Source organism: Microbacterium sp. SD291 (genome assembly GCF_017355365.1).
Classification (GTDB): Bacteria; Actinomycetota; Actinomycetes; order Actinomycetales; family Microbacteriaceae; genus Microbacterium.
This window is the reverse complement of the sequence record NZ_JADIJR010000007.1, coordinates 61,969-83,551: the sequence shown is the minus strand read 5'-3', so window position 1 is coordinate 83,551 and position 21,583 is coordinate 61,969. Positions and strand designations below refer to the sequence as shown.

Sequence of the window (21,583 nt, the reverse complement as noted above, 5' to 3'; positions counted from 1 at the left end):
CGCGAAGTGCGACCGGAATCGGGTGGGTCACGCGCCCCAGCGGAGTCCCGGCGTGTTCACCGGCGCGTCCCAGAGCCGCAGCAGCTCGTCGTCCGCCTTGAGCACCGTGACCGAGCATCCGGCCATGTCGAGAGACGTGATGTAGTTGCCGACCAGGTTGCGCGCGATCCGTACGCCGGCCTTCTCCAGGAGCGCGGCGACCTCGCCGTACATCAGGTACAGCTCGATGAGCGGCGTCGCTCCCATGCCGTTGAGCATGACGATCGCCGGCCCTGCGGAGCCGAGATCGGCCAGGATCGGCTCGACGAGCTGACGGGCGATGTCGGATGCCGGGGCGAGTGGCTCCCGGTGACGGCCCGGTTCGCCATGGATGCCGATGCCGATCTCCATCTGGTCGTCGGGGAGATCGAAGGTCGGCTTTCCCGCGGCGGGCACGGTGCAGCTCGTCAGGGCCATCCCCATCGAGCGCCCGTCGCCGTTGATGCGCTTGGCGAGCTCGACGACGGACGCCAGATCGCGCCCCTCCTCGGCCGCCGCGCCGACGAGCTTCTCGAGCAGCACCGTGAGGCCGACGCCACGCCGTCCCGCCGTGTACAGGGAATCCTGCACGGCGACGTCATCGTCGACCACGACCGTGCCGACCTCGATCCCCTCCATCGAGGCGAGCTCGGCGGCCATCTCGAAATTGAGCACGTCGCCGGTGTAGTTCTTCACGATGTGCAGCACGCCGGCCCCGCGGTCGACGGCCTTGGTCGCAGCCTGCACCCGATCGGGCGTGGGCGAGGTGAACACCTCGCCGGCGACCGCGGCGTCGAGCATCCCCAGCCCGACGAAGCCTCCATGCAGCGGCTCGTGCCCCGACCCGCCGCCCGAGACCACCGCGACCTTGCCCTGCTCCTTCGGCGTGGCGCGCGTGATGACGTGGGTGGTGAGATCGACGGCCAGCTCGGGGTGCGCGAGCGCGACTCCCCGTAGCGACTCGACGAGTACGTCCTCCGGTGCGTTGATGAGCTTCTTCATCGTGCGATCTCCCTTGATCTCGGCCGTGCGGATTCTCGCGAAGATCATTCGCGAAAATCGGAAAGTTATTCGTCAATGTCGAATATGCTCGGAGCCAGTCGACTTGTCAAGATCGATCGAGACGACTCGACTAACCCGGCTCGACGACGCACCGGAAGGAGGAGGCCCCATGATCCAGGCCATCGATCGCGCCGCGAAGGTGCTCGAACTGCTTCAAGGCGCGCGCCATCTCGGCATCACCGACCTCGCACTCGCGCTGGGTCTTCCGCCGTCCACCGTGCACGGGATCGTGAAGTCGCTGCGCGAGCACGGGCTCGTCGCGAAGGAGCGCGGCGGTCAGCGCTACATGCTCGGGCCGACGCTGCTCCGCCTCAGCAATGTCTACCTCGACACGCTCGACGTGCGCGCACGGGCTATGCGCTGGACCCAGGAGCTCGCCCGGCGCACGAGCATGTCGGTGCGGCTCGGCGCGCCGCACTTCCACGAGGTGCTCGTGATCCACCACAACCTGCGCCCCGACGACAGCCAGCAGATGCTCGAGACCGGCGTGGCGATCCCCGCGCACGCCTCGGCGATGGGCAAGGTGCTCCTCGCATACGACCTCGGGTTCCAGCGGACGGTCTTCGAGCAGCCGCTGCGCAGCCTCACCGGCGACACCATCACCGACGTCGCCCGACTCACCCTCGAACTGCCGGCCATCGCCGAACGGGGCAGCGCGAGCGAGTTAGACGAGGCGGTGCTCGGCGAGTCGTCGATCGCGGCCCCGGTCGCGGATGCCTCGAACGACATCGTCGCGGCTGTCGCCGTGGTGATGCCGACCTCGGGGACACCGGCATCCGACACCGTCCTCAACGCCCTGCGCGAGACGGCCCGCAACATCTCGCGCGAGCTCGGCGCGACGACCTGGCCGCCTCGCATCGCGCCGATCGACGACTGACCGGCATCGGTTCGTCTAGCGTGGATGGATGATCACCCGCGAACTTGCCGTCGCACTCCGAGACGCCGGCCTCGTCTGGCACCCGGCCGAGGGCGACCGGTTCCAGCTCGACCTTCCCGATGAGGTCGAGCTCGAGGCGGAGGCCGACGTCTTCACGGTGAGCGAGATGACGATCGAGGCCCGGCAGACCCCCAGCGGCACCGATCTCGCGTTCAACGGGACCACCGAGTGGGCACTCGATGCGGTGACCCTGGCCGACGCGGTGTGGCTCCCCCGCGAGGATCAGCTGCGCGACATGCTCCGCCGGACGTTCCGCCTGCTCGTGCGCCTGGAGGACAGCTTCCGGGTGGTGATAGAGATCGCCGGCGAGGCGCTCGAGTTCGAGCATCCGGACCCGGCCGAGGCGTACGGCCGGGCGCTGCTCGAGCTCATCTCACGATCCCGCTGAGGGGCCGCCTTGAAGAATGGCATCCACCTGTGTCAGAATTACCTAACGATCGGTCAGTAAAGAAGACCGGATGCCGAGGAGTCGACGATGACCAGTCCCGCAGACCTCTCCCTCGTCGAGGGGGACCTCTCCGAAGAAGAGCGCGTTTTCGACGAGCTGATCGCGAACGAGCAGCGCATCGAGCCCCGCGACTGGATGCCGGACGCGTACCGGAAGACGCTGATCCGCCAGATCAGCCAGCATGCGCACTCCGAGATCATCGGCATGCAGCCCGAGGGCAACTGGATCACGCGCGCACCGAGCCTCAAGCGCAAGGCCATCCTGATGGCGAAGGTGCAGGACGAGGCCGGACACGGGCTCTACCTCTACTCCGCCGCCCAGACGCTCGGCATCACCCGCGACGAGATGATGGACCAGCTCATCAGCGGCAAGGCCAAGTACTCGTCGATCTTCAACTACCCCACCCCGACCTGGGCCGACATGGGCGCGATCGGCTGGCTCGTCGACGGCGCGGCCATCTGCAACCAGGTGCCGCTGTGCCGCGCCTCCTATGGCCCGTACGGCCGCGCCATGGTGCGCGTGTGCAAGGAGGAGTCCTTCCACCAGCGCCAGGGATTCGAGATCCTGCTGAGCCTGATGCAGGGCACCGAGGAGCAGCGCCAGATGGCGCAGGATGCCGTGAACCGCTGGTACTGGCCGAGCCTCGCGATGTTCGGGCCGCCGGATGACCAGTCGCCGAACTCGGCGCAGTCGATGAAGTGGAAGATCAAGCGCTTCTCCAACGACGAGCTGCGCCAGCGCTTCGTCGGGATGCTCGTGCCGCAGGCGGAGATCCTCGGCGTGACGCTGCCCGACCCCGACCTCGCATGGAACGAGGAGAGCGGGCAGTACGACATCGGCGAGATCGACTGGGACGAGTTCTTCGAGGTGCTCCGGGGCAACGGGCCCTGCAACGCCGAGCGCCTGGAGCGCCGCCGCACCGCCCATGAGGAAGGCGCTTGGGTGCGCGAGGCCGCAGCCGAGTATGCCCGCAAGCACGCCCTTCGCGCAGAAGGGAAGGTGGCGTGATGGCGACCCCCGGCGCCGGCACTTCGACAAGCTCAGGGACCCAGCGGGAAGTGTGGCCCCTCTGGGAGATCTTCGTCCGCGCGAACCGCGGACTCAGCCACGTGCACGTCGGATCGCTGCACGCTCCGGATGCCGAGATGGCGATCCGCAACGCGCGTGACCTCTACACGCGGCGAGGTGAGGGCGTGTCGATCTGGGCAGTCCCCGCCGAGGCGATCACCACGAGCGACCCCGACGCGAAGGGCGCGTACTTCGAGAGCCCAGCCGGCAAGAACTACCGCCACGCGGTGTACTACACCGCGTCCGAGGGGGTGCCGCACCTGTGAGCGAGAAGCCCCCGGTCGTTGAGCGAGCGACGAAGGAGCGAGACGAAACGAAGCGACCCGACCTCGATACGTCCCCCCATGGCGACGTCACGGTCGACCAGCTTCAGCTGAGCGAGGAGCTCGCCGGCACGGGCGCTGTCGCGGCATCCGCCGACATCGCCGAGTACGCGCTCTGGCTGGGCGACGACGCCCTGATCCTGTCGCAGCAGTTCGGCGACTGGATCTCGCGCGCCCCCGAGCTCGAGGAGGACGTGGCGCTCGGCAACATCGCGCTCGACCTGCTCGGTCACGCCCGCTCCTTCCTCCACTACGCCGGCTCCTACGACGGCCGCAGCGAAGACGACCTCGCGTACTTCCGCGACGAGCCGGAGTTCCGAAGCTCCTGGATCGTCGAGCAGCCCAACGGCGACTTCGCGCAGACCATCGCCCGCCAGTTCATCGTGTCCACGTACATGTTCGAGCTGTACTCCGCCCTGCGCGCGAGCACCGACGAGACGTTTGCAGCGATCGCCGAGAAGTCACTCAAGGAGGTCGACTACCACCGCGATCACGCCGTGCAGTGGGTGCTCCGCCTGGCCGGCGGCACCGAGGAGTCCCGGAGCCGGATCGTCCGCGCCCTCGGCGACGTATGGCCGTACGCCGACGAGCTGTTCCGTGACGAGCCGCTGATCGATCGCCTCGGCGACGCCGCCGTGCGCCCCTCCTCCCTGCGCGCCGGGTTCGACGTCGTCGTCGACACAGTCTTCGCCGAGGCAGAGCTCACCGTTCCCGCCGTGGCCGCCTCATCTGCGGGCGGCCGGCACGGCGCCCACTCCACCCCGCTCGGCCACATCCTCGCCGAGATGCAGGTGCTGGCAAGGCGTCATCCGGGGGCATCATGGTGACCCTTCGACAGGCTCAGGGACCGGTGGCCGAGGACGCCTGGCGGATCGCGGCATCCGTGCCCGATCCGGAGGTCCCCGTGCTGAGCATCGAAGACCTCGGGGTGCTCCGGGCCGTCGAGGTCGACGGCGACTCCGTCCGCGTCGACATCACCCCCACCTACAGCGGCTGCCCCGCGATGGACGTGATCCGCGACGATGTGATCCTCGCGCTGACCGCGGCCGGCTACGACGACGTCGAGGTCCGTCTCGTGCTCTCCCCCGCGTGGACCACGGACTGGATGTCGGATGCCGGCAAGCGCAAGCTCTCCGAGTACGGCATCGCCCCGCCCTCGGGTCGCGCGGCGGTTGGGTCCCTGAGCCTGTCGAAGGGCGCCGGCCCGATCCGGCTCGCGCTCAGCGTCCGCTGCCCGCGGTGCGGCTCGCTGGACACCCGCGAGGTCTCCCGCTTCGGATCCACCTCGTGCAAGGCGCTGTTCGAATGCCGCGCCTGCCTCGAGCCCTTCGACCACTTCAAGGTGCACTGATGTCGCTGTTCACCTCGCCCGGCGCCGCCTCGCCGGCATCCGCCCCTCCCCTCCCGGCATCCGGCGAGCGCAAGCGGGCCCGATTCCACACCCTGACCGTCGAGGACGTCCGCCCTCTCACCGACGATGCCGTCGAGGTGACGTTCACCGTGCCCGCAGAGCTGGCCGACGACTACGACCACCTCCCCGGTCAGTACGTGGCGCTGCGCACCACCCTGGAGGGTTCGGAGATCCGACGGTCGTACTCGCTGTGCCGCGCACCGGAGCATCGCACGGACGGGCGCCCGACCCGGCTCAGCGTCGCGGTCAAGCGGGACGAGGGCGGCCTCTTCTCGACCTGGGCCCAGACGGGACTGCATCCGGGTTTCGAGATCGATGTGATGAGCCCGCAGGGCACCTTCACCTCCGGACTCGAGGACCTCGATCACCGTCACGTCGTCGGCATCGCCGCGGGCTCCGGCATCACCCCGCTGATGGCGCTCGCGCACACCGTGCTGACGAGGTCCGACACCTCCCGCTTCACGCTGCTGTACACGAATCGCTCGACGCTGGACGTGATGTTCCTGGAGGACCTCGCCGACCTCAAGGACCGCTACCCGACCCGGCTCACCCTGCACCACGTGCTCTCCCGCGAGCAGCGCACGGCGCCAGTGCTGTCGGGCCGGATCGACGAGGAGAAGCTGCGGACGATCCTCCGGGTGCTCATCGACCCGGCCGACGTCGACGAGTGGTTCCTGTGCGGCCCGCTCTCGCTCGTCGACCTCTGCCGCGAGGTGCTCGCCGATGTCGGCGTGCCCCGGGAGCACATCCGCTTCGAGCTGTTCACGACCGGCGACGAGCCGCTGCGCACGGCGCGACCGGTCGAAGTGCACGCCGGCGAGAAGACGGTGCGCATCGAGGTGAATCTCGACGGCGTCTCCTCGACGGTGGAGAGCCCGGTCGACGCGCACGAGTCGGTGCTCAACGCGGCGCTGCGGGTCCGCCCCGACGCGCCGTTCGCCTGCGCGGGCGGCGTCTGCGGCACGTGCCGCGCGCGCGTGATCGAGGGCAGCGTGACGATGACTGAGAACTACGCGCTGGAGCCGGACGAGCTCGAGCGCGGCTACGTGCTGACCTGCCAGTCCCATCCCACCAGCGATCGCCTCGTGGTCGACTACGACGTGTGAAACGGAGCATCCGATGATCGAACTCACCATCCACGACGGCGTCGCCACCGTCGTCCTGAACGCCCCCGCGAAGCTCAACGCACTCGACGAGCAGGCGCTGCACGGACTCGACGTGGCGTACGAGGAGGCCGAGTCGGCCGGGGTTCGCGCCCTCGTGCTCCGCGGTCAGGGACGAGCATTCTGCGCAGGACGTGACATCTCCGACATCGACCCGCGCGACGACGACGTCATGGGCTACCTCGGCGGGCTGGTGACGCCCCTGCTGCAGCGGATGTCGCGCTTCCCCGCGCCGACCTTCGCGGTCGCGCACGGCGCATGCCTCGGGGTCGGACTCGGGCTTCTCATCGCCACCGACGTCGTCTACGTCGCCGAGTCGGCCAAGATCGGCTCCCCGTTCGCGGCGCTCGGCGCGACCCTCGACTCCGGCGGGCACTCGCTGTTCCTGGAGCGGCTCGGCGCGCACAAGACGCTCGACCTCATCTACACCGGCCGGCTCATGAACGGCACCGAGGCGGTCGCCTCCGGCCTGTTCTCGCGCGTGTTCCCCGACGACGAGGTGGTCGAGGCGACAACGGATGCCGCTGCCGCCGCAGCTCGCGGTGCCACCGCGGCTTTCGTCGCGAGCAAGCAGCTGATCGCCCGCATCCGCGAGGAGCGGCTGGCGCTGTGGGAGTCGGTGGACATCGAGAACGCCGCCCAGGCGGCACTGTGCGACACCGAGGACTACCGCGAGGGCTTCGCGGCCTTCCAGGAGAAGCGGCGTCCGGAGTTCACCGGGCGCTGAGGCTCCAGGGCTCCGGTCGCAGTTCGACCCGGTCCGGCAGCCGCGGACCGTGCCCGAGTGCGACCGGAACGGCGTCGGCAGACGCGGATGTCGGATGCCGGTGCGAGAATGCCGACATGAAGCTCGCTGAGGTCGTCGCCACCGCAGGTGAGGTCGCGGCCACGTCGTCGAGGCTCGCGAAGATCGACGCCCTGACGCGGCTGCTCAGGCAGGCGGATGCCGCCGAGATCCCGGTGCTCATCGGGATCCTGCGCGCGAGCCCCCGCCAGGGGCGGCTCGGCGTCGGCTGGCGCGGTCTCTCGGTGCTCGATGTCATCCACGCGGATGCTCCCTCGCTGAGCATCGCCGATGTCGATGCCGCTCTGACCGAACTCGCGACGGCTTCCGGCTCCGGATCGGCTGCTGCGCGCAACAGGCACCTCACCGCGCTCGCCTCTCGCGCGACGGCGGCGGAGTGGGACTTCCTCGCGCGCGCGATGCTCGGCGAGCTGCGCACCGGCGCTCTCGAGGGAGTGCTGCTCGATGCGATCGCACGTGCCTCGGATCGCCCGCCCGCCGTGGTCCGGCGTGCGGCCATGCTCTCCGGCGATCTCGGTGAGACGGCGCTGCTCGCCCTCACCGGCACGCCGGGAGAGCTCGACACGGTCGGGCTCGTCGTCGGCCGTCCGGTGCTCCCGATGCTCGCCGCCACCGCCGCGAGCGCGACCGCCGCCCTGGAGATCACCGGGGAGTCATCCGTCGAGTACAAGCTCGACGGTGCGCGCATCCAGGTGCATCGCCACGGCGACCACGTCGGCGTGTACACGCGGAGCCTCGCCGACGTCACCCACCGGGTGCCGGAGATCGTCGAGATCGTGCGCGCCCTCCCGGCATCCGACCTCATCCTCGACGGCGAGACACTCTCCCTCGACGAGGACGGCGGCCCGCGGCCCTTCCAGGAGACCATGTCGCGATTCGGCGCCGACGTCTCCCGTGAGCTCGTGCTGCGCCCGTGGTTCTTCGACGTCCTGCACGTCGACGGCCGCGACCTCACCGACGAGCCGCTCAGCGTGCGACTGGGCGAGCTCGAGCGCATCGCCGGCGAATGGCGGATGCCCGGAATCGTCACAGACGACGCGGATACCGCCGAGCAGCTGTCTCGCGAGGCGCTGGCCGCCGGTCACGAGGGGGTCGTGGTCAAGGCGATCGAATCGCCGTACGCGGCTGGGCGCCGGGGGAAGTCCTGGATCAAGGTCAAGCCGGTGCTCACGTACGACCTCGTCGTGCTCGCCGCCGAATGGGGATCAGGGCGCCGGCGGGGCTGGCTGTCGAACCTGCATCTGGGCGCGCGCGACCCGGAGGGCGAGTTCGGCGAGCCGGGCAACTTCGTGATGGTCGGCAAGACGTTCAAGGGACTCACGGATGCGCTGCTGAAGTGGCAGACCGAGACGTTCCCCGAGTACGAGACGCACCGGGCGGCAGGCGGCGTCTTCCTGCGGCCCGAGCTCGTCGTGGAGATCGCGATCGACGGCGTGCAGCGATCACCGCGGTATCCCGGCGGGATCGCGCTGCGGTTCGCCCGTGTGAAGGCGTACCGCCCCGACAAGACGGCGGCCGAGGCCGACACGATCCAGTCGTTGCGCGCGCTGCTGCGGGGCTGAGGTTCGCCGACCCCTTTCAGCGGCTCAGGCCGAGGGCGCGAGCCCGAGATCCTCTTCACGGACCGTGCCCTGGAACGACCACGGGAAGTTGATCCAGAGATCGGTGTCCTTCCAGGCGTAGTCGGGCTGGATGATCGTCGAGGGCTTGGTGTAGATCGTCACCGAGCGCACGTCCGCGCCCTTCTCCTTCAGCAGCTGCACGGCGAGCGCGAGCGTGCGACCCGAGTCGGCGACGTCGTCGACGAGGAGCACCCTGCGGCCGTCGAGATAGGCCATGTCGAGTTCGGGCGGCAGCACCTCCGGCGCGTCGAGCACGGTGCCGATGCCGGTGTAGAACTCGACGTTGATCGCACCGCAGTTCTTCGCGCCGAGTCCGTAGGCGATGGCGCCGGCCGGCAGCAGCCCGCCGCGGGCGATCGCGACGACGACCTCCGGCTCGAAGCCGCTGTTGAGGATCGTGCGGGCGAGGTCCCTCGTCGCCGATCCGAAGCCGTCCCAGGTCAGCGTCTCGCGCTCGTTCGATGCATCGGTCACCGGCCCATTCTGTCGGATGCGAGCATCCTCGGCATCCCTCACTCAGACGGACACCGGTTCGACGGGCAGCTCCGCGCGCCAGGGTGAGATGCTCTCATGGCGCCTGGCGAGACCGAGGAGCTCTCCATCACCCCGCATCCGCCCGAGGAGGTGCATGCCGACCGGCCTTCCGTCGAGCGTCCCGGCGGGCGTGCTGAGTGCCGGCAGGCCCGTGAGATTGGCCGCGCTCAGCATGCGCAGTGCGCTTCCGAGTGACGCCTGACTCCCGTTGCTGGTCAGCTCGCTCGCCATCGCATCCAGCCGGGGCGCCGGTGCCGGAAGCGTCGGCGAGAGGATCGCAGTCAGCCCCTCCGCTCTCATCACTGACTCGATCTTCACCCGAAGCGCGACGCGCACCCGGTGAGCGAGCTCGATGTCTCGCGGCGTCAGGAGCGCGCCGGTCGCGATCATCACCCGCGTGTCGCTCAGATAACCGGCGGCATCGCGTCGCAGCCGGTCCCGATGCGATCTGACCGACTCCGACAGCGAGATGAGAAGGCCCGCCGTCAGGGCGAGATCGGTGGCCGGCAGCGAGGTCTCGACAACGTCGATGCCGGCCGCGGCAAGCACGTCGGCCGCTTCGGCGATCCGCTCCGAGACCGCGGGAACCACACCCCAGCGCTCCCACATCCGACGGTCCATGCCCACGCGCAGGTTCGCGTCCTCCGCCGTGCGCTCGGCGACCGCTGCGAACGACGGGTCGTGGGGATCGCGTTCGGCGATCGCGTCGAGCACGATCGCGCACCCCGCTGCGGAGGAGGCGAGCGGGCCGATCGCATCCATCGTGCCGCTGATCGTGATGCTGCCCTCCGTGGAGACGAGCCCGCGCGACGGCTTGATTCCGACCAGACCGTTCACGGAGGCAGGATTTCGGATGGAGCCACCCGTGTCGGTGCCCAACGTCGCCGGGACGGCTCCCACAGCGACGGCCACGCCGGACCCGATGCTCGACCCGCCGGCGTACCGTGCGGGGTCGCGAGGATTGCGAGTGGGCGGTTCCCCCTGCCCGAAGGCGAACTCGTAGGTGTGCGTCTTTCCCAGCAGCACCCCGCCGGATGCCCGGTACCGCGCGACCGAGGCCGCATCGATTCGGACGGGGCCGCTGCCGCTGAGGGATGCGGAGCCCGCACGGGTCGGCATCCCCTCGACATCGATCACGTCCTTGACCCCGATCGGGATGCCGTCGATGCGACTCAGCGGCTCTCCTCTGCGCCGTCTTTCATCGCTCGCATAGGCAGCAGTGAGAGCGCCGACCTTTGCGATGTGGGCCCAGGCGTGCACAGCCGGCTCGGTCTCTTCGATGCGCGCGAGCGAAGAGCGGACGAGCTCGACGCTGCTGATCTCACGAGCGGCGAGCGCCGCGGCCGCCGCCTCGACGTCCAAGCGCCAGAGCTCATTCATGATCGGCGCATTCCGCGAGCAGCGCGGCTGCTTCCCGACGGAAGCCGGGGAGCCCTGCACGCAGATCGTCGATCGCGGCCGCGATCGCGTCAAGCTCTTCTCGTGCGGGTGTCGTGCCGAGCAGCTCAGCCACGGCCAGCCGTTCCCGCGCCGTCAGCCTTCGCAAGCGCGCACCTCCGTCGCCCGGCGCCCGTCGACCACGACTTCCTCTCCCCCGACGAACACCCGCCGCACGTCTCTGAGGTCGCCTCGCCGGGCTATCACGATGTCAGCCGGCGCACCGGCGCGGAGCATCGCCCCGCCCTCAGCCAGTCCGGGTATCAGCGAAGCCGGCACCGAGGTGACCATCTCGACCGCCTCGGCCAGCGAACGGTGTCCGGCGTCGATCACGTCCTGCACGGCGGCGATCAGGGGATCATGCCGCCCGTCGTGCCCGTAGTCCGTGGCGAGCGCGTCGACGAGGCCGGGACGGCTGAGCAGCGCGTCCCAGTGATCCCTGGTCTGAACCGTCTCCCGTCCCTCGAGGAGATCGAAGACGCTCGCCTCCGCGTACCATCCGGCCTCCATTCCGGCGATGGCGAGCTCTACGGCTTCGTCAGCGGAGTGGGACGTGTGGTTGACGTGCCCCGCGATGATCGTCGTCGGCCGCCCCCGCTCCGCGATCAGATCTCGTATGAGTTCGGCGGAGGCGGACGCACTGTGCACCAGAGCAGGGACGCCCAGCATTCGTGCGAGCTCGATACCCTCACGGATGCCGTGGCGCGCGTGTCCGACGGACGGCATGACGGTCTTGAGGATCAGCTCTCTGAGCTCCTCGGTGGCGACGTCCGCGAGTCCGGACGACTCGGCGGCCGCACGCAGGGCCTCCGGCCGGTAGCTCCGCTCGTTCATGAACCTGCCGAGCACCGACTCCTTCAGCGAGCGGGCCTGCGCCTGGGAGATCGTTCGCCCCGTGCGGGCGAGGATCGCAGCGGGGAGGAACACCAGGTCCTGACCGCCCCCTCCGAGGGTCTGACCGCCGCCGAGCTCGCCGATCGCGACGGCTCCTGACTCGAGCATCCGCTCGACGGTCATCAGGGCATGCCGTTCGGAGAGACCTGCGCCGTCAGCCGCCCTGGCCGCGGCGAGCGCGCTCGGAGTGTGCGCGGTGGCGGCTCGCACGTGGACCGGGTGTCGCCGGTCGGCTTCGGCGATGTCCTCCATGGTGCCGAGTCCGCACGTGCTGAGCACCGTCGTCGTCCCTGTTTCAAGGTGCCTGTCCAGGTTCGCCCGCCATCGCTCCTCGGAGAGCGCAGGCGATCCGCTCGGGAAGAGCGGGGACGGGCTCACCCCGTGTGTGTGGATGTTCACGAGTCCGGGCATCACGACACCGTCTGGCTCCTCGACGATGCGTCCATCGAACGGCTGGGCGGCGGCGCGGGCATCGAGGACGTCGAGGATCCGGCCGCGCGACACGACGACGCCGCCGCGCTCGAGGACGACGCCCCCGGTGGCGGGGACGACAGCCCCTGCGCGGATCAGCAGTGACATCGCGATTCCTCTCGACGACCGGCCGCTTCGCCGGTAGATTCATCTTATCGAAGACTCTTCAATATGACCAGACGGGAGAACAGTCGTTGATGTCAGACACCATGCCCCGCGATCTGCGCGGATACGGCGAGCATCCCCCCGTTCTCGCATGGCCGAACGGCAGCCGCGTCGCCGTCTCGATCGTCCTGAACATCGAGGAGGGAGCCGAGCGCAGCGTCGCTCGCGGCGATGCCGCCGACGATCTCGGCGGCCACTGGCTGCGGCATCCGGCGCTCCCCGATCAACGCAACCTCGACCTCGAGTCCGCCTTCGAATACGGCTCGCGCGCCGGGGTCTGGCGCGTGCTGCGCACGCTCCGCCGGCACAAGGCGCTCGCCACCGCCTTCTGCTGCACCGTCGCCCTCGAGGCGAACCCCCGGGTCGCCGCGGCGCTCGTCCGCGATGGGCACGAGATCGCCGCACACGGGCACAAGTGGGATGTGCACACGCATCTCTCCCCGGAGGAGGAGGAGTCGCGCATCCACCGCGTGCGCGATGAGATAGCCGCGATAACGGGCGCCGAGGTGACGACGTGGTACTCGCGGGACGGGATCACGCCGGCGACCAGGCGGATCATGTCCGATTCGTCGTTCGCGTACGACTCGAACAGCTTCAACGACGATCTGCCTCATGATGGCGCGGACGGGATCGACGTGCCGGTGCTTCCCTACGCCGGCGATACCAACGATTCCGCCCTGCTCTCGCAGTACCCGACCGCGCGCGCGTTCGGCTCCTACCTCACGGGTGCGCTCGACTGTCTCCTCGACGATCACCGGGAGGGCCCCTCGGTGCTCAGCATCGGCCTGCATCCGCGCCTGATCGGGCGGCCGAGCTGCATCGGGGCGCTGGATGGGCTGCTGACGCGCGCGAGCGAGACCGGTGCGTGGATCGCCCCGCGGCGGGAGATCGTGGCGGCGTGGAGCCGTCGCGACCGCTGAGCTTCAGGACGCCAGCAATCGCCCCCACCCGGCGATGCGCCCGTTCGCCCCGGCGAGCTGAAGCATCCGCCAGAGCACCGCGCTCGCGCTGTCGACGACCGGAATTCCGTGCACCCGCTCCAGGCTGTCCACGAGGTAGGCCGAGCGGAGGTTCGTGCCGATGCACATCACGCCGTCGATGTCCTTCGCGTCGAATGCGGGTTGCATGAGCCCAGCGATCCATTCCTCGTCGGCTCGGCCGATCTCCGCGTTGCTCAGGACCTCGTCCGGGGTCGACGTGCGCACCACCTCGATGCCGTCGGCGCCGTACTGCGCGGCGATCCCCGCCGCGATATCGGGCGGCCCCGGGAAGACGAGCCCGACACGGCTGATCCGGAGACTGTCGAGAGCCTCCCGCACCGCGAGAGAAGCAGTCGTGGCCGGCGCGCCGACGGCATCCTCGAGCCTGGCCGCGAGCTCGCGATCGCCTTCGAAGCCCGTCCAGGAGCCCGAGGTCCCGTGAAACGCGACGGCGTCCGGCTCGAGATCCGCGAGGAGCTCCGGTGCCTCGCCGAGGACGCCTGCATCGATACGGTCCGACAGCGATGCCGGCAGCCGGAAGCGGGAGGCATGGGCCGAGACGTCGGTCCGCCCGGCCAGCATGCGCTGCAGGGACGACTCGGCGTTGGAGTTCGACGAAGGCACGAGAATGCCGAGCCGTCGTCGCGGTCCGGGAGCGGACATCAGGTCGCCCCGTGTCAGTGCGCGCGACCGAGCGACGGCGGCGTCGAGATGGCGAGCATCACGGCTGCCGAGTCGGTGCGGTTGCTCCACCAATGCGGCAGGGACGCGTCGTACGTGAGGCTGTCGCCTGCCTCCAGTTCGAAGTCGCGACCCGACACCGTCGCCACCAGGCGACCGGCGCTGACCAGCACGCACTCCTCGCCCTCGTGGGAGTGCGGCACGCTCGCACCGTCGAAGTGCGCAGGTATCGTCATGTTCACGACGCCGAGCTTGCGCTCCGAGTCGGGAACGATGAGTTCCATGATGATCCCCTGTGAGGGGATCTCGATCCTGCGTCGATCGGCGCGCCGGACGACCATATGGTCGTTGCCGGGATCAGGGTCTGCGAACATGCTCGCCAGCGGCAGATCGAGCGAGTTCGCGAGACGCAGCAGTGTCGCGAATGACGGGTTGCCGATGCCGCGCTCGATCTGGCTGATCAGGCCGGCGCTCACGCCTGCACGCTCAGCGAGCTCCTCGACGGTGAAGCGGCCGGTGCGCTGCTCTCGCAGCTGTGCGCCCAGATGAGCGATCCAGAAGTCGCGATCGGGGCCTTCTTCGGCCAGAGCCTTCGGCGATGCAGTGGCGTCCACGCTCATTCCTTCATTCTGATGACGGTGCGTCATTATATCCAGAGGATGATGCGCTCTCGCGCCTCGCCCCCACGAGTTCCCGGAGCACCGCGCCGATCTCGCGCTCCCAGTAGATCGCACTGCGGTCGGCGCCGCGGGCGTGCACCTCGTGGGCGCGCGCGGCGCTCGGCGCAGGCAGTCCGATGGAGTGCCCGGCGTCCGCGACCGCGTCGACGATCCGCTGCGTCGCGTCGGAGAGCTCGTCACCACGACCGGCGCGCCGAAGATCGTCGGCCAGGTCGGTCGGTCCGACCCAGCCGCCCTGGAATCGCGGGTGTCCGATGAAGTCCGCCAGGCGGTCCAGCGCCTCGACGGTCTCGAACAGCACAGACAGCACCGGCGCGTGCTCGTACGACGTGCCGTATCCGGAGGCGGGCGAGACCTGTCGCGGCCGCTCGCCGAGAGGCGGGAACCTCGTCGCGCGGTACGCGGTCTCAAGCGGGTCCGGGCTGCGCAGACGAGGCAGCACGAGCTCATCGACACCGGTGTTGGCGAATGTGAGCAGGCAGTCGCCGTCGACCGAGGGCACGCGCACTCCGACCCGGACGCCGCTGCCACGCAGCCGCTGCACCACGCCTGCGCAGTCGGCCGCCGTGACGCCGGTCTGCTCCGCATCGACGACGATCGAATCGATGCCGAGCACGCTCAGCAGCCCGAGCAGAGTGGGCGTCGGGTCTGCGGTGATGAGGCCGACCTCCGGCCGCCGACGGCTGGCGACGTTCATTCGTCGGACACGAATTCCCAGTCGGCGGGCTTGCTCATGCCCACGACGAGTTCGACCGTCTGGTCCGTGTCGTTCGTGATGCCGTGGCTGGTGCCGCGAGGGATGTAGATCCCGTCACCGGGGCGCGCACGATGGTCGACGCCGTCGAGATGCACGATCGGCGTGCCTGCGATGACGACGTAGAACTCGGATGCGTCGGGGTGATGATGGCACAGATGGTGCTGGCCGGGGAGGATCCGGCCGAGGCTGACGCACAGATCATCCGATCCGCTGAGTTCGCGCGAGATGAGCGTGCAGACCTGCCCTTCGTCACGCTGTCCCTTCAGACCGGTCTTCGCGAGATCCGTGAATCCGATGTCGTCGGCGTTGTGGACGAGGCGACCGAGGTCGACCGCGGGGCCGGCCATCAGCGGGCCTCTTCGGCGAACGCGGATGCCGTGGAGGCGGCCGGCGCGTTGTCCAGCCACCACCGGGCGATCTCGGCGCGGGTGGCGAACCATACGCCGTCCTGCTCCTGCGCGTACTGGAGGAATCGCCGCACTGCCATGGCCACGCTGGGCCGGCCGCCGATGCGGAGGTGGATGCCCACCGACATCATCCGCGGCGCTTCCTCGGCCTCCAGGAGGAGACAGTCGAGCGAGTCCTTCAGGACCGAGAAGAAGTCGTCAGGACTGCCCAGGCTGCCGCTCCCCCAGAACCGCGCGTCGTTCGTGTCTCCGGAGTAGGGGACGACGAGGTGCCGGCCGTTCTCGGTGTCGACGGAGTAGGGCAGATCGTCGGAGTACGAGTTCGAATCGTAGAGGAAGCCCTCCTCGACCAGAATCCCGCGCGTCTCCTCGGTGATCCCCTCCCTGACGTACCAGCCCTGCGGCGTGACTCCGGCGACCTCTTCGATCGCGGCAACGCAGCGCCGGATCTCTGCGCGCTGCTCGTCCGGCGTCATGCCGACGAGACCCCTCCACTTGTACCCGTGTCCGCATATCTCGTGCCCGTCACGCACGATCGCACGCGCGGCCTCGGGGTTGCGCTCGAGAGCGACACCGCATGCCATCACCGTGGATGGAACGCCGAAGGAGCGGAACATGCCGAGGTACCGCCAGATTCCGACGCGGCTGCCGTACTCGAAGAACGACTCCTTCATCAGGCTCCGCCGCGCGGGATCCGCCGACCATCCGCCGAAGATCGAGATGTCCTCGTCCCGCGCGTCGCCCGCCTCGATGGACCTCTCGGCACCTTCCTCGAAGTTGAGGACGAGGGAGACGGCGACGCGCGCGCCGCCAGGCCATCCGACCACCGGCGGGTGCTCGCCGTATCCGATGAGATCACGCATCACTTCTTCTCTCTCCCTGTCGACCCGATCGACGCTCGATAGCGCCCGCTTCGGCCGGTTCCTGCTGTTCACTGCTGCCGTTCATCCGAGTCCGCGCCCCTCGTAGACCGCGCGGTGCGCGGCGAGCGAGACGCGCAGCATCCCGTCGACGTCGTCGATGACGTTGCCGTGGGCCGGCCCGATGAACCGGGTCGGATGCTCGTCGAGCACCCGCTCGATGGCTGCGAAGGCGTCACTCACATCCACGAACCTTGTCCAGTACAGGGCACGCCCTGTGCCGTAGGCGGCCTGGGCGACGGTCGGCGGCTCCGGCATCTCGCCGGAGAAGAGACGGCACTGGCCCGGGCGGTGCACGGGCTCATCCTCGTCATCGGGCCCCGGCACGTCGTGGATGAAAGAGAATCCGTCTGAGACGAACAGCACACCGGCACCGGAGTCGTGAGCCCAGGTGGTGTTCTCCAGATCGCGGATATACGCCGGCAGCATCCGCAGCTCTCGTCCGCCGAGATCGAGCGATTCACCGGGGCCGACCGCGTGCAGGCGTCCGGCGAACTCGGGGAAGTGCAGGTGATAGTCCCGCACCTCCCCGGCCACGACCGCTCTGGGATAGCGGTCGAGCAGCGCCGCGAGATTTCCCGCGTGCGGGATCTCCGGATGCGTGGGGATCACGTAGTCGAGCGGCCGGTCGCCGAGGACGTCGTCGAGTTGCGCGAGCACGCGCTGCCGGTGGGCGGGGTCGCCGGTGTCGATCAGCGCGGTGCGGGTCTCCCCCACGATGAGGTAGGCCGAGACGTGGTAATGGACCTCTTCGCCGTGCCCGAAGGCCGAAAGGCAGCCACCGAGCCAGTGGACGCCGTCGGCGATCAGTCGAGCCCTCTCGTCATCGACTCTCATGACAGCCCGATCCTCTCCAGCGTCACGGCGAGAGCCTCGGCCTCTGCGCGCACGCGATCTTCCCCGGTGAACGGCTCGCCGTAGCCGGGCGCGATAAACCGGATGCTCCGCTCGGCGACGACCTGGCGCACGTGCGCCGCGATCGCCGAGGTCTCGGCACGGCGGAACCACTGGAACTTGTGGAGACCCGATTCGACGGGACGGTCGCCGTGGGTGAATCCGTCGGAAGTCAGCAGTGCTCCACTGTGCGGCTCGTGCACCCAGAGCGTGGGCAGCAGCCGCAGCATCGGCGAGATCAACTCGAGCCGGAGCGTCGGATACGGCTCGATCCACAGCGATGTGCCCGGTTCCACGCTGACACGTCGCACCTCCGCGGTGCTGCGTGGCACCGTGATGCCCCCGGTGTACCAGACCGCCTCGACGCCGAACCGCTCCTCGATGATCGGCAGATTCAGGCAGCTCTCCATCTCGGTTCGCGTGAGCAGCACGGACAGCGGCGTCCCGGCCGGGAGCAGCGACCCCAGTCGCTCGAGGATCACGTTCTCGTGGAGGCGGATGCCCGTGTCGACGAGCACGGCGCCCGCAGCGCCGACGATGAGGTAGCAGCTGACCTGCTGCGTCCCCTCCGCGCCCGGCGCTCGCCAGCTGATCCGCTCATCGAGCCGGATCTCGCCGCCCAGCCGGTGCACGCTCGTCGTGGTCATCATCGGCTCCTGCCGCTCACCGAGCGGCGTTCTCCCAGACCTGGATCACCTGGTCGAGCGAACAGTGGTCGTGGCGGGCGCGCATCACGGTGAGCGCGGCGTCGTGCACGACTTCGTCATAGGCGCCGACCGCGTCGTCGATGAGCACGGCGTAGAAGTCGTTGTGCACGGCGTCCCGGAGGGTCGCCTCCACACAGCCTCCCGTGGAGACGCCGACGAGCGCGACGGATTCGATGCCCTGGCTGCGTAGCAGCAGCTCGAGCTCGGTGCTGACGAACGCGCTCGGGCGGCGCTTCGTGATGACGACCTCGTCGTCCTCCGGCTCGCACGGCTCGCAGAAGTCCGTTGCTGGGTCGCCCTTGACGCTCAGCCTTCCGAGGTCGATCGGGCGGCCGTTCGCCGCCGTGTAGAGGGCACGCAGCCACGCGGCCGGAGAACTCTTGCCGTCCGGCAGGTTCTCCACGCGGATGTGGAAGATCGCGACGTCGTTCGCCCTGGCCGCCCGGATGGCGCGGCCGCACTGCTCCACCACGCGCGGCATCATGCTCATGTCATGACCGGAGTCGCCGATGGCGCCGCCATGCGATACCGCACCCTTCTGCATGTCGATGACGACGAGGGCGGTCGTCCGAGGGTCGAGGAGCTCCTCGAGGGTGTCGCGCACCTGCTTGCCGCAGATCTCGATCATGATCGTTCTCCTTTCGTGTCCGGTGCCGGCCGGGAGTCTTTCGCCGGCCGGCACCGGGATGCTCGGTCAGCCGATCACTCGCCGAGGCCGGCGAAGTGGATCTGCCCGTTGGTGAGGGGGACGGCGCCGGTGAGCCCCGCTGTGCGTGCCAGCATGTTCCGGGTCTCCACGAGGGAGAGGATGGGCGCGCCCTCGTCGATGTACTCGGCCATCTCCTGCAGGAGCGCCTGTCGCGCATCGGCGTCCTCGTACGGCGTCGTCGCGAGCTGCATCCTCGCCTCATCGAAGCGCGGGTCCGACCAGCCGGTGCTGTTGCTCGGCGCGCCGCCGCCGTAGAACGCGTAGCTGTAGAAAGCCGGGTCGGCGATGACGATGGGCTCCGAGTAGAGCACGGCCTGGTAGCGTCCCTCGATGAGCGCCGTGGAGAAGTCCGTGGAGCTGGCGATGTTCTGCAGCTCCACGCGGATGCCGGCTTCGCCGAGCATCGACTGGATGAGCACGGCTGAGCGCTCGGCGACTGGCCCTGGCCGTGTCACGCTGTAGCTGAGGACCATGTCGAAGCCGTCAGGGTATCCGGCGTCCGCGATGGCCTCCTTAGCCGCATCCGGGTCGAACTCGTAGCTTTCGGTCGCGTCGACGCCGGGGAAGATGGCCTTCGCCGGCTCGCCGTACCCCGCGTACGCTCCTTCGAGCAGCGCCTCGCGGTCGATCGCCATGGAGATCGCCCGGCGAACCTCGGGCTCGGCCAGGGGACCCGCCTTGGTGTTCATCATGAGGGTGTCACGGGTCTGGCTCACGCAGTCCTGCACCTCGACGCCGGGGGTCTCCGCCATCGAGCTGTACTGGTCGTACTCGAACGCCCCCGCGACGTGCGCCTCGCCGGACTCGACGAGCTGGCTCCTGGTCGCGGTGTTCGGCACGGCCTTGACCACCAGGCGCTCGACCGAGCCCCGGTCGCCTTCCCACTCCTCGTCTGCGGTCAGCGTCAGCGAGGTTCCCGGCGTGAACTCCTCGAGTTCCCAGCCGGAGTAATCGGCGAGGTTCTTCGAGAGCCAGTCGTTCGCGGTGGGATCGGCCTCGGTCGCGTGCTTCTTCGCCTCGACGCTGTCGTGGATGTAGAAGAGGTTGTTCTGAAGTGCGGCCAGCGTGTACGAGTTGATGGCGGTCGTGTTGAGCTGGACGGTGCTGTCGTCGATGACGGTCACAAGGTTGTCGACGTCGAAGCCGCTCGTCTTCAGAGTGCCCTTCATGACGGGTTGGCGGACCATGCCGATCGCGAGACTCCACGCGACGTCCTCCGCGGAGAGGGTGTTGCCCCACTGGCTGGTGAGCTGCTTCAGCTTGACGATGACGCCGGTGCCCTCGGGATTGATCTCGGCACTCTCCGCCAGCCTTCCGCTGACTTCGATGGACGGCTCGAGGCAGTTCTGCTCGTCTCCGCCGCTGCGGTCGTAAGTCAGCAGCTGCGAGCCGAGTCCGCTCAGGACGACGTGGGAGGCGCTGCCACCCCATGGCGAGGGCGTCAGGCTGTCAGGCAGTGCGCCGACCGCGACGACGACGTTGTCGAGTGCGACTGGCGCGGCGCTCTCCTGGGAGCTCGCGCCAGAGCCGGCGCAGCCGGCGAGAGCGACGGCGGTCGCGGTGAGTGCACCGAGGCCTGCGAGGCGGTTGTGCTTCATTTCGGGTTCCGTTCTGAACTCAGGGTGATGACAGGGGAACAGCGAGGGTGGTGAGCGGAGGCCTTCCGTCAGTATCGGTAGGCCTGCTTGTGGCCCGCTCGGATGATGGGCTCGACCGCACGGATGTTCGTGATCACGTTGCCGTGGGTCGGACCGACCATCTGGACCCCGAGCTCGTCGATGAGCCCGAGGACACGGTCGTAGACGCGGTCCGCGTCGTTGTTGAAGCGCGCCCAGTACAGCGCGCTGCCCGTGAAGAACGCGGCGTTCTCCACGGCGATGGGCTTCGCGAGCTCGTCGGTGGTGAGCGCGCATTCGCCCGGGAGGTGCAGCGGATCCTCATCGTCCAGCTCCGGGCGGTGCATATAGCAGAAGCCGTCGGCGGTGAAGAGCACGCCGCCCTCCTTCGCGAACGCCCATTGCGTGTTCGGCAGGTCGCGGATCATCGCCTCGACGATCAGGAGCTCCTGCCCGCCGAGGTCGATCCGGTCTCCCGGAGCCTTGGAGTGAAGGTTGCCGACGATCTGCGGGTAGAACAGGTGATAGTCGTGCATGTCGCCGATCACCTTCACCTCGGGATACTTCTCGACGAGCCGCGGGAGGTTGCCGGTGTGCGGGAGCTCCGGATGGGTCGGGAAGACATAGGTCAGAGGCTCATCGCCGAGGATCTCGTCGAGCTTCTTCGAGATCGTCGGCCAGCTGGACGGGTTGCCGGTGTCGACGATCACCGAGGCGTCGGTGCCGCGCACGACGTAGGCGGAGTTGTGACCGTGGATGACCCGGTCCGAGAGGTGGAAGGGCAGGCACGCCCCCATCCAGAAGACTCCGGGCGCAATCTCGCGCGGGAAGTCGCTGCTCATGGTCTCGACGGCGTTGGTGGTGTCCATGGTGC

Annotated in this window: 25 protein-coding genes; 10 read left to right on the top strand and 15 right to left on the bottom strand. The window is 69.0% G+C overall.

The annotated features are described in order from the left end of the window. Positions 1-27 precede the first annotated feature (27 nt). Complete coding sequence (dhaK, locus tag IPV10_RS05975; protein WP_207481492.1) at positions 28-1,020, bottom strand: dihydroxyacetone kinase subunit DhaK; 993 nt, start codon at positions 1,018-1,020, stop codon at positions 28-30. 169 nt (positions 1,021-1,189) lie between these two features. On the opposite strand from dhaK, the gene IPV10_RS05970 reads away from it, so the two are divergent. The 9 genes from IPV10_RS05970 (at position 1,190) to IPV10_RS05930 (ending at position 8,797) form a co-directional block, all read left to right on the top strand. After that, positions 1,190-1,957: an IclR family transcriptional regulator gene (locus tag IPV10_RS05970; RefSeq protein WP_207481490.1), complete on the top strand. Its 768-nt coding sequence runs from the start codon at positions 1,190-1,192 to the stop codon at positions 1,955-1,957. A gap of 28 nt (positions 1,958-1,985) precedes the next feature. Then, complete coding sequence (locus IPV10_RS05965) at positions 1,986-2,405, top strand: pilus assembly protein CpaE (RefSeq protein WP_207481488.1); 420 nt, start codon at positions 1,986-1,988, stop codon at positions 2,403-2,405. An 87-nt stretch (positions 2,406-2,492) separates the two neighbouring features. Beyond that, positions 2,493-3,473: a 1,2-phenylacetyl-CoA epoxidase subunit PaaA gene (paaA, locus tag IPV10_RS05960; protein ID WP_207481486.1), complete on the top strand. Its 981-nt coding sequence runs from the start codon at positions 2,493-2,495 to the stop codon at positions 3,471-3,473. Continuing rightward, a complete protein-coding gene (gene paaB / locus IPV10_RS05955; RefSeq protein ID WP_207481484.1) occupies positions 3,473-3,799 on the top strand; it encodes a 1,2-phenylacetyl-CoA epoxidase subunit PaaB in 327 nt (108 codons plus the stop codon). The genes paaA and paaB overlap by 1 nt, the downstream gene beginning before the upstream one ends. Positions 3,800-3,906: 107 nt before the next feature. After that, positions 3,907-4,683, top strand: a complete 777-nt coding sequence (gene paaC, locus IPV10_RS05950; RefSeq protein ID WP_242684699.1) for a 1,2-phenylacetyl-CoA epoxidase subunit PaaC — start codon at positions 3,907-3,909, stop codon at positions 4,681-4,683. Further along, on the top strand, positions 4,677-5,207 hold the full coding sequence (paaD, locus tag IPV10_RS05945) for a 1,2-phenylacetyl-CoA epoxidase subunit PaaD (protein ID WP_207481479.1): 531 nt from the start codon (positions 4,677-4,679) through the stop codon (positions 5,205-5,207). The genes paaC and paaD overlap by 7 nt, the downstream gene beginning before the upstream one ends. Further along, the gene (paaE, locus tag IPV10_RS05940; protein WP_207481477.1) at positions 5,207-6,373 is read left to right on the top strand and encodes a 1,2-phenylacetyl-CoA epoxidase subunit PaaE; all 1,167 of its coding nucleotides are present in this window, start codon (positions 5,207-5,209) and stop codon (positions 6,371-6,373) included. The genes paaD and paaE overlap by 1 nt, the downstream gene beginning before the upstream one ends. A gap of 13 nt (positions 6,374-6,386) precedes the next feature. Then, positions 6,387-7,157 carry an enoyl-CoA hydratase/isomerase family protein gene (locus tag IPV10_RS05935; RefSeq protein WP_207481475.1) on the top strand — a complete coding sequence of 257 codons (771 nt, stop codon included), beginning with the start codon at positions 6,387-6,389 and terminating at the stop codon, positions 7,155-7,157. Positions 7,158-7,273: 116 nt separating this feature from the next. Continuing rightward, positions 7,274-8,797, top strand: coding sequence for an ATP-dependent DNA ligase (locus tag IPV10_RS05930; RefSeq protein WP_207481473.1), 1,524 nt, complete (start codon positions 7,274-7,276; stop codon positions 8,795-8,797). A gap of 24 nt (positions 8,798-8,821) precedes the next feature. Here IPV10_RS05930 and IPV10_RS05925 read toward each other — a convergent pair whose 3' ends face one another. From IPV10_RS05925 to IPV10_RS05910, 4 genes are read right to left on the bottom strand one after another with little or no spacing between them, the layout of a single operon-like run. Then, entirely contained in the window at positions 8,822-9,331 is a 510-nt protein-coding gene (locus IPV10_RS05925; RefSeq protein ID WP_207481471.1) for a phosphoribosyltransferase, read from the bottom strand. 42 nt (positions 9,332-9,373) lie between these two features. Continuing rightward, complete coding sequence (locus IPV10_RS05920; protein ID WP_207481469.1) at positions 9,374-10,771, bottom strand: amidase; 1,398 nt, start codon at positions 10,769-10,771, stop codon at positions 9,374-9,376. Next, a complete protein-coding gene (locus IPV10_RS05915) occupies positions 10,764-10,904 on the bottom strand; it encodes a hypothetical protein (protein ID WP_207481467.1) in 141 nt (46 codons plus the stop codon). Before IPV10_RS05915 ends, IPV10_RS05920 begins: the two co-directional genes overlap by 8 nt. Before the next feature lie 20 nt (positions 10,905-10,924). Next, on the bottom strand, positions 10,925-12,301 hold the full coding sequence (locus IPV10_RS05910; protein WP_207481465.1) for an amidohydrolase family protein: 1,377 nt from the start codon (positions 12,299-12,301) through the stop codon (positions 10,925-10,927). A gap of 89 nt (positions 12,302-12,390) precedes the next feature. Here IPV10_RS05910 and IPV10_RS05905 point away from each other — a divergent pair, with 89 nt between their 5' ends. After that, positions 12,391-13,278, top strand: coding sequence for a polysaccharide deacetylase family protein (locus IPV10_RS05905; protein ID WP_207481449.1), 888 nt, complete (start codon positions 12,391-12,393; stop codon positions 13,276-13,278). A gap of 3 nt (positions 13,279-13,281) precedes the next feature. On the opposite strand, the gene IPV10_RS05900 is transcribed toward IPV10_RS05905, so the two are convergent. The 10 genes from IPV10_RS05900 to IPV10_RS05855 form a co-directional block, all read right to left on the bottom strand. After that, positions 13,282-14,001 (bottom strand): hypothetical protein, encoded by a 720-nt coding sequence (locus tag IPV10_RS05900; RefSeq protein ID WP_207481442.1) that lies wholly within the window; start codon positions 13,999-14,001, stop codon positions 13,282-13,284. Between the two features lie 14 nt (positions 14,002-14,015). Then, positions 14,016-14,633, bottom strand: a complete 618-nt coding sequence (locus IPV10_RS05895; protein ID WP_207481440.1) for a cupin domain-containing protein — start codon at positions 14,631-14,633, stop codon at positions 14,016-14,018. Positions 14,634-14,643: 10 nt separating this feature from the next. Further along, positions 14,644-15,396: an aldolase/citrate lyase family protein gene (locus IPV10_RS05890; protein WP_207481438.1), complete on the bottom strand. Its 753-nt coding sequence runs from the start codon at positions 15,394-15,396 to the stop codon at positions 14,644-14,646. Continuing rightward, positions 15,393-15,803, bottom strand: a complete 411-nt coding sequence (locus IPV10_RS05885) for a cupin domain-containing protein (protein ID WP_207481436.1) — start codon at positions 15,801-15,803, stop codon at positions 15,393-15,395. Before IPV10_RS05885 ends, IPV10_RS05890 begins: the two co-directional genes overlap by 4 nt. Then, positions 15,803-16,726 carry a polysaccharide deacetylase family protein gene (locus tag IPV10_RS05880; protein WP_207481434.1) on the bottom strand — a complete coding sequence of 308 codons (924 nt, stop codon included), beginning with the start codon at positions 16,724-16,726 and terminating at the stop codon, positions 15,803-15,805. Before IPV10_RS05880 ends, IPV10_RS05885 begins: the two co-directional genes overlap by 1 nt. A gap of 81 nt (positions 16,727-16,807) precedes the next feature. Then, a complete protein-coding gene (locus IPV10_RS05875; protein WP_207481425.1) occupies positions 16,808-17,620 on the bottom strand; it encodes an MBL fold metallo-hydrolase in 813 nt (270 codons plus the stop codon). Then, on the bottom strand, positions 17,617-18,324 hold the full coding sequence (locus tag IPV10_RS05870) for a hypothetical protein (RefSeq protein ID WP_207481423.1): 708 nt from the start codon (positions 18,322-18,324) through the stop codon (positions 17,617-17,619). Before IPV10_RS05870 ends, IPV10_RS05875 begins: the two co-directional genes overlap by 4 nt. Before the next feature lie 16 nt (positions 18,325-18,340). Next, entirely contained in the window at positions 18,341-19,012 is a 672-nt protein-coding gene (locus tag IPV10_RS05865; protein WP_207481421.1) for a cysteine hydrolase family protein, read from the bottom strand. A 74-nt stretch (positions 19,013-19,086) separates the two neighbouring features. Then, the gene (locus IPV10_RS05860) at positions 19,087-20,691 is read right to left on the bottom strand and encodes an ABC transporter substrate-binding protein (RefSeq protein ID WP_207481419.1); all 1,605 of its coding nucleotides are present in this window, start codon (positions 20,689-20,691) and stop codon (positions 19,087-19,089) included. A gap of 68 nt (positions 20,692-20,759) precedes the next feature. Then, complete coding sequence (locus tag IPV10_RS05855; protein WP_207481417.1) at positions 20,760-21,578, bottom strand: MBL fold metallo-hydrolase; 819 nt, start codon at positions 21,576-21,578, stop codon at positions 20,760-20,762. Positions 21,579-21,583 lie beyond the last annotated feature (5 nt).

Excerpts from the sequence above, each read along its gene's own strand:
- dhaK (WP_207481492.1), bottom strand. The coding sequence starts at position 1,020 with ATGAAGAAGCTCATCAACGCACCGGAGGACGTACTCGTCGAGTCGCTA.
- IPV10_RS05970 (WP_207481490.1), top strand. The coding sequence starts at position 1,190 with ATGATCCAGGCCATCGATCGCGCCGCGAAGGTGCTCGAACTGCTTCAA.
- IPV10_RS05965 (WP_207481488.1), top strand. The coding sequence starts at position 1,986 with ATGATCACCCGCGAACTTGCCGTCGCACTCCGAGACGCCGGCCTCGTC.
- paaA (WP_207481486.1), top strand. The coding sequence starts at position 2,493 with ATGACCAGTCCCGCAGACCTCTCCCTCGTCGAGGGGGACCTCTCCGAA.
- paaB (WP_207481484.1), top strand. The coding sequence starts at position 3,473 with ATGGCGACCCCCGGCGCCGGCACTTCGACAAGCTCAGGGACCCAGCGG.
- paaD (WP_207481479.1), top strand. The coding sequence starts at position 4,677 with ATGGTGACCCTTCGACAGGCTCAGGGACCGGTGGCCGAGGACGCCTGG.
- paaE (WP_207481477.1), top strand. The coding sequence starts at position 5,207 with ATGTCGCTGTTCACCTCGCCCGGCGCCGCCTCGCCGGCATCCGCCCCT.
- IPV10_RS05935 (WP_207481475.1), top strand. The coding sequence starts at position 6,387 with ATGATCGAACTCACCATCCACGACGGCGTCGCCACCGTCGTCCTGAAC.
- IPV10_RS05930 (WP_207481473.1), top strand. The coding sequence starts at position 7,274 with ATGAAGCTCGCTGAGGTCGTCGCCACCGCAGGTGAGGTCGCGGCCACG.
- IPV10_RS05920 (WP_207481469.1), bottom strand. The coding sequence starts at position 10,771 with ATGAATGAGCTCTGGCGCTTGGACGTCGAGGCGGCGGCCGCGGCGCTC.
- IPV10_RS05910 (WP_207481465.1), bottom strand. The coding sequence starts at position 12,301 with ATGTCACTGCTGATCCGCGCAGGGGCTGTCGTCCCCGCCACCGGGGGC.
- IPV10_RS05905 (WP_207481449.1), top strand. The coding sequence starts at position 12,391 with ATGTCAGACACCATGCCCCGCGATCTGCGCGGATACGGCGAGCATCCC.
- IPV10_RS05900 (WP_207481442.1), bottom strand. The coding sequence starts at position 14,001 with ATGTCCGCTCCCGGACCGCGACGACGGCTCGGCATTCTCGTGCCTTCG.
- IPV10_RS05890 (WP_207481438.1), bottom strand. The coding sequence starts at position 15,396 with ATGAACGTCGCCAGCCGTCGGCGGCCGGAGGTCGGCCTCATCACCGCA.
- IPV10_RS05885 (WP_207481436.1), bottom strand. The coding sequence starts at position 15,803 with ATGGCCGGCCCCGCGGTCGACCTCGGTCGCCTCGTCCACAACGCCGAC.
- IPV10_RS05880 (WP_207481434.1), bottom strand. The coding sequence starts at position 16,726 with ATGCGTGATCTCATCGGATACGGCGAGCACCCGCCGGTGGTCGGATGG.
- IPV10_RS05875 (WP_207481425.1), bottom strand. The coding sequence starts at position 17,620 with ATGAGAGTCGATGACGAGAGGGCTCGACTGATCGCCGACGGCGTCCAC.
- IPV10_RS05870 (WP_207481423.1), bottom strand. The coding sequence starts at position 18,324 with ATGACCACGACGAGCGTGCACCGGCTGGGCGGCGAGATCCGGCTCGAT.
- IPV10_RS05865 (WP_207481421.1), bottom strand. The coding sequence starts at position 19,012 with ATGATCGAGATCTGCGGCAAGCAGGTGCGCGACACCCTCGAGGAGCTC.
- IPV10_RS05860 (WP_207481419.1), bottom strand. The coding sequence starts at position 20,691 with ATGAAGCACAACCGCCTCGCAGGCCTCGGTGCACTCACCGCGACCGCC.
- IPV10_RS05855 (WP_207481417.1), bottom strand. The coding sequence starts at position 21,578 with ATGGACACCACCAACGCCGTCGAGACCATGAGCAGCGACTTCCCGCGC.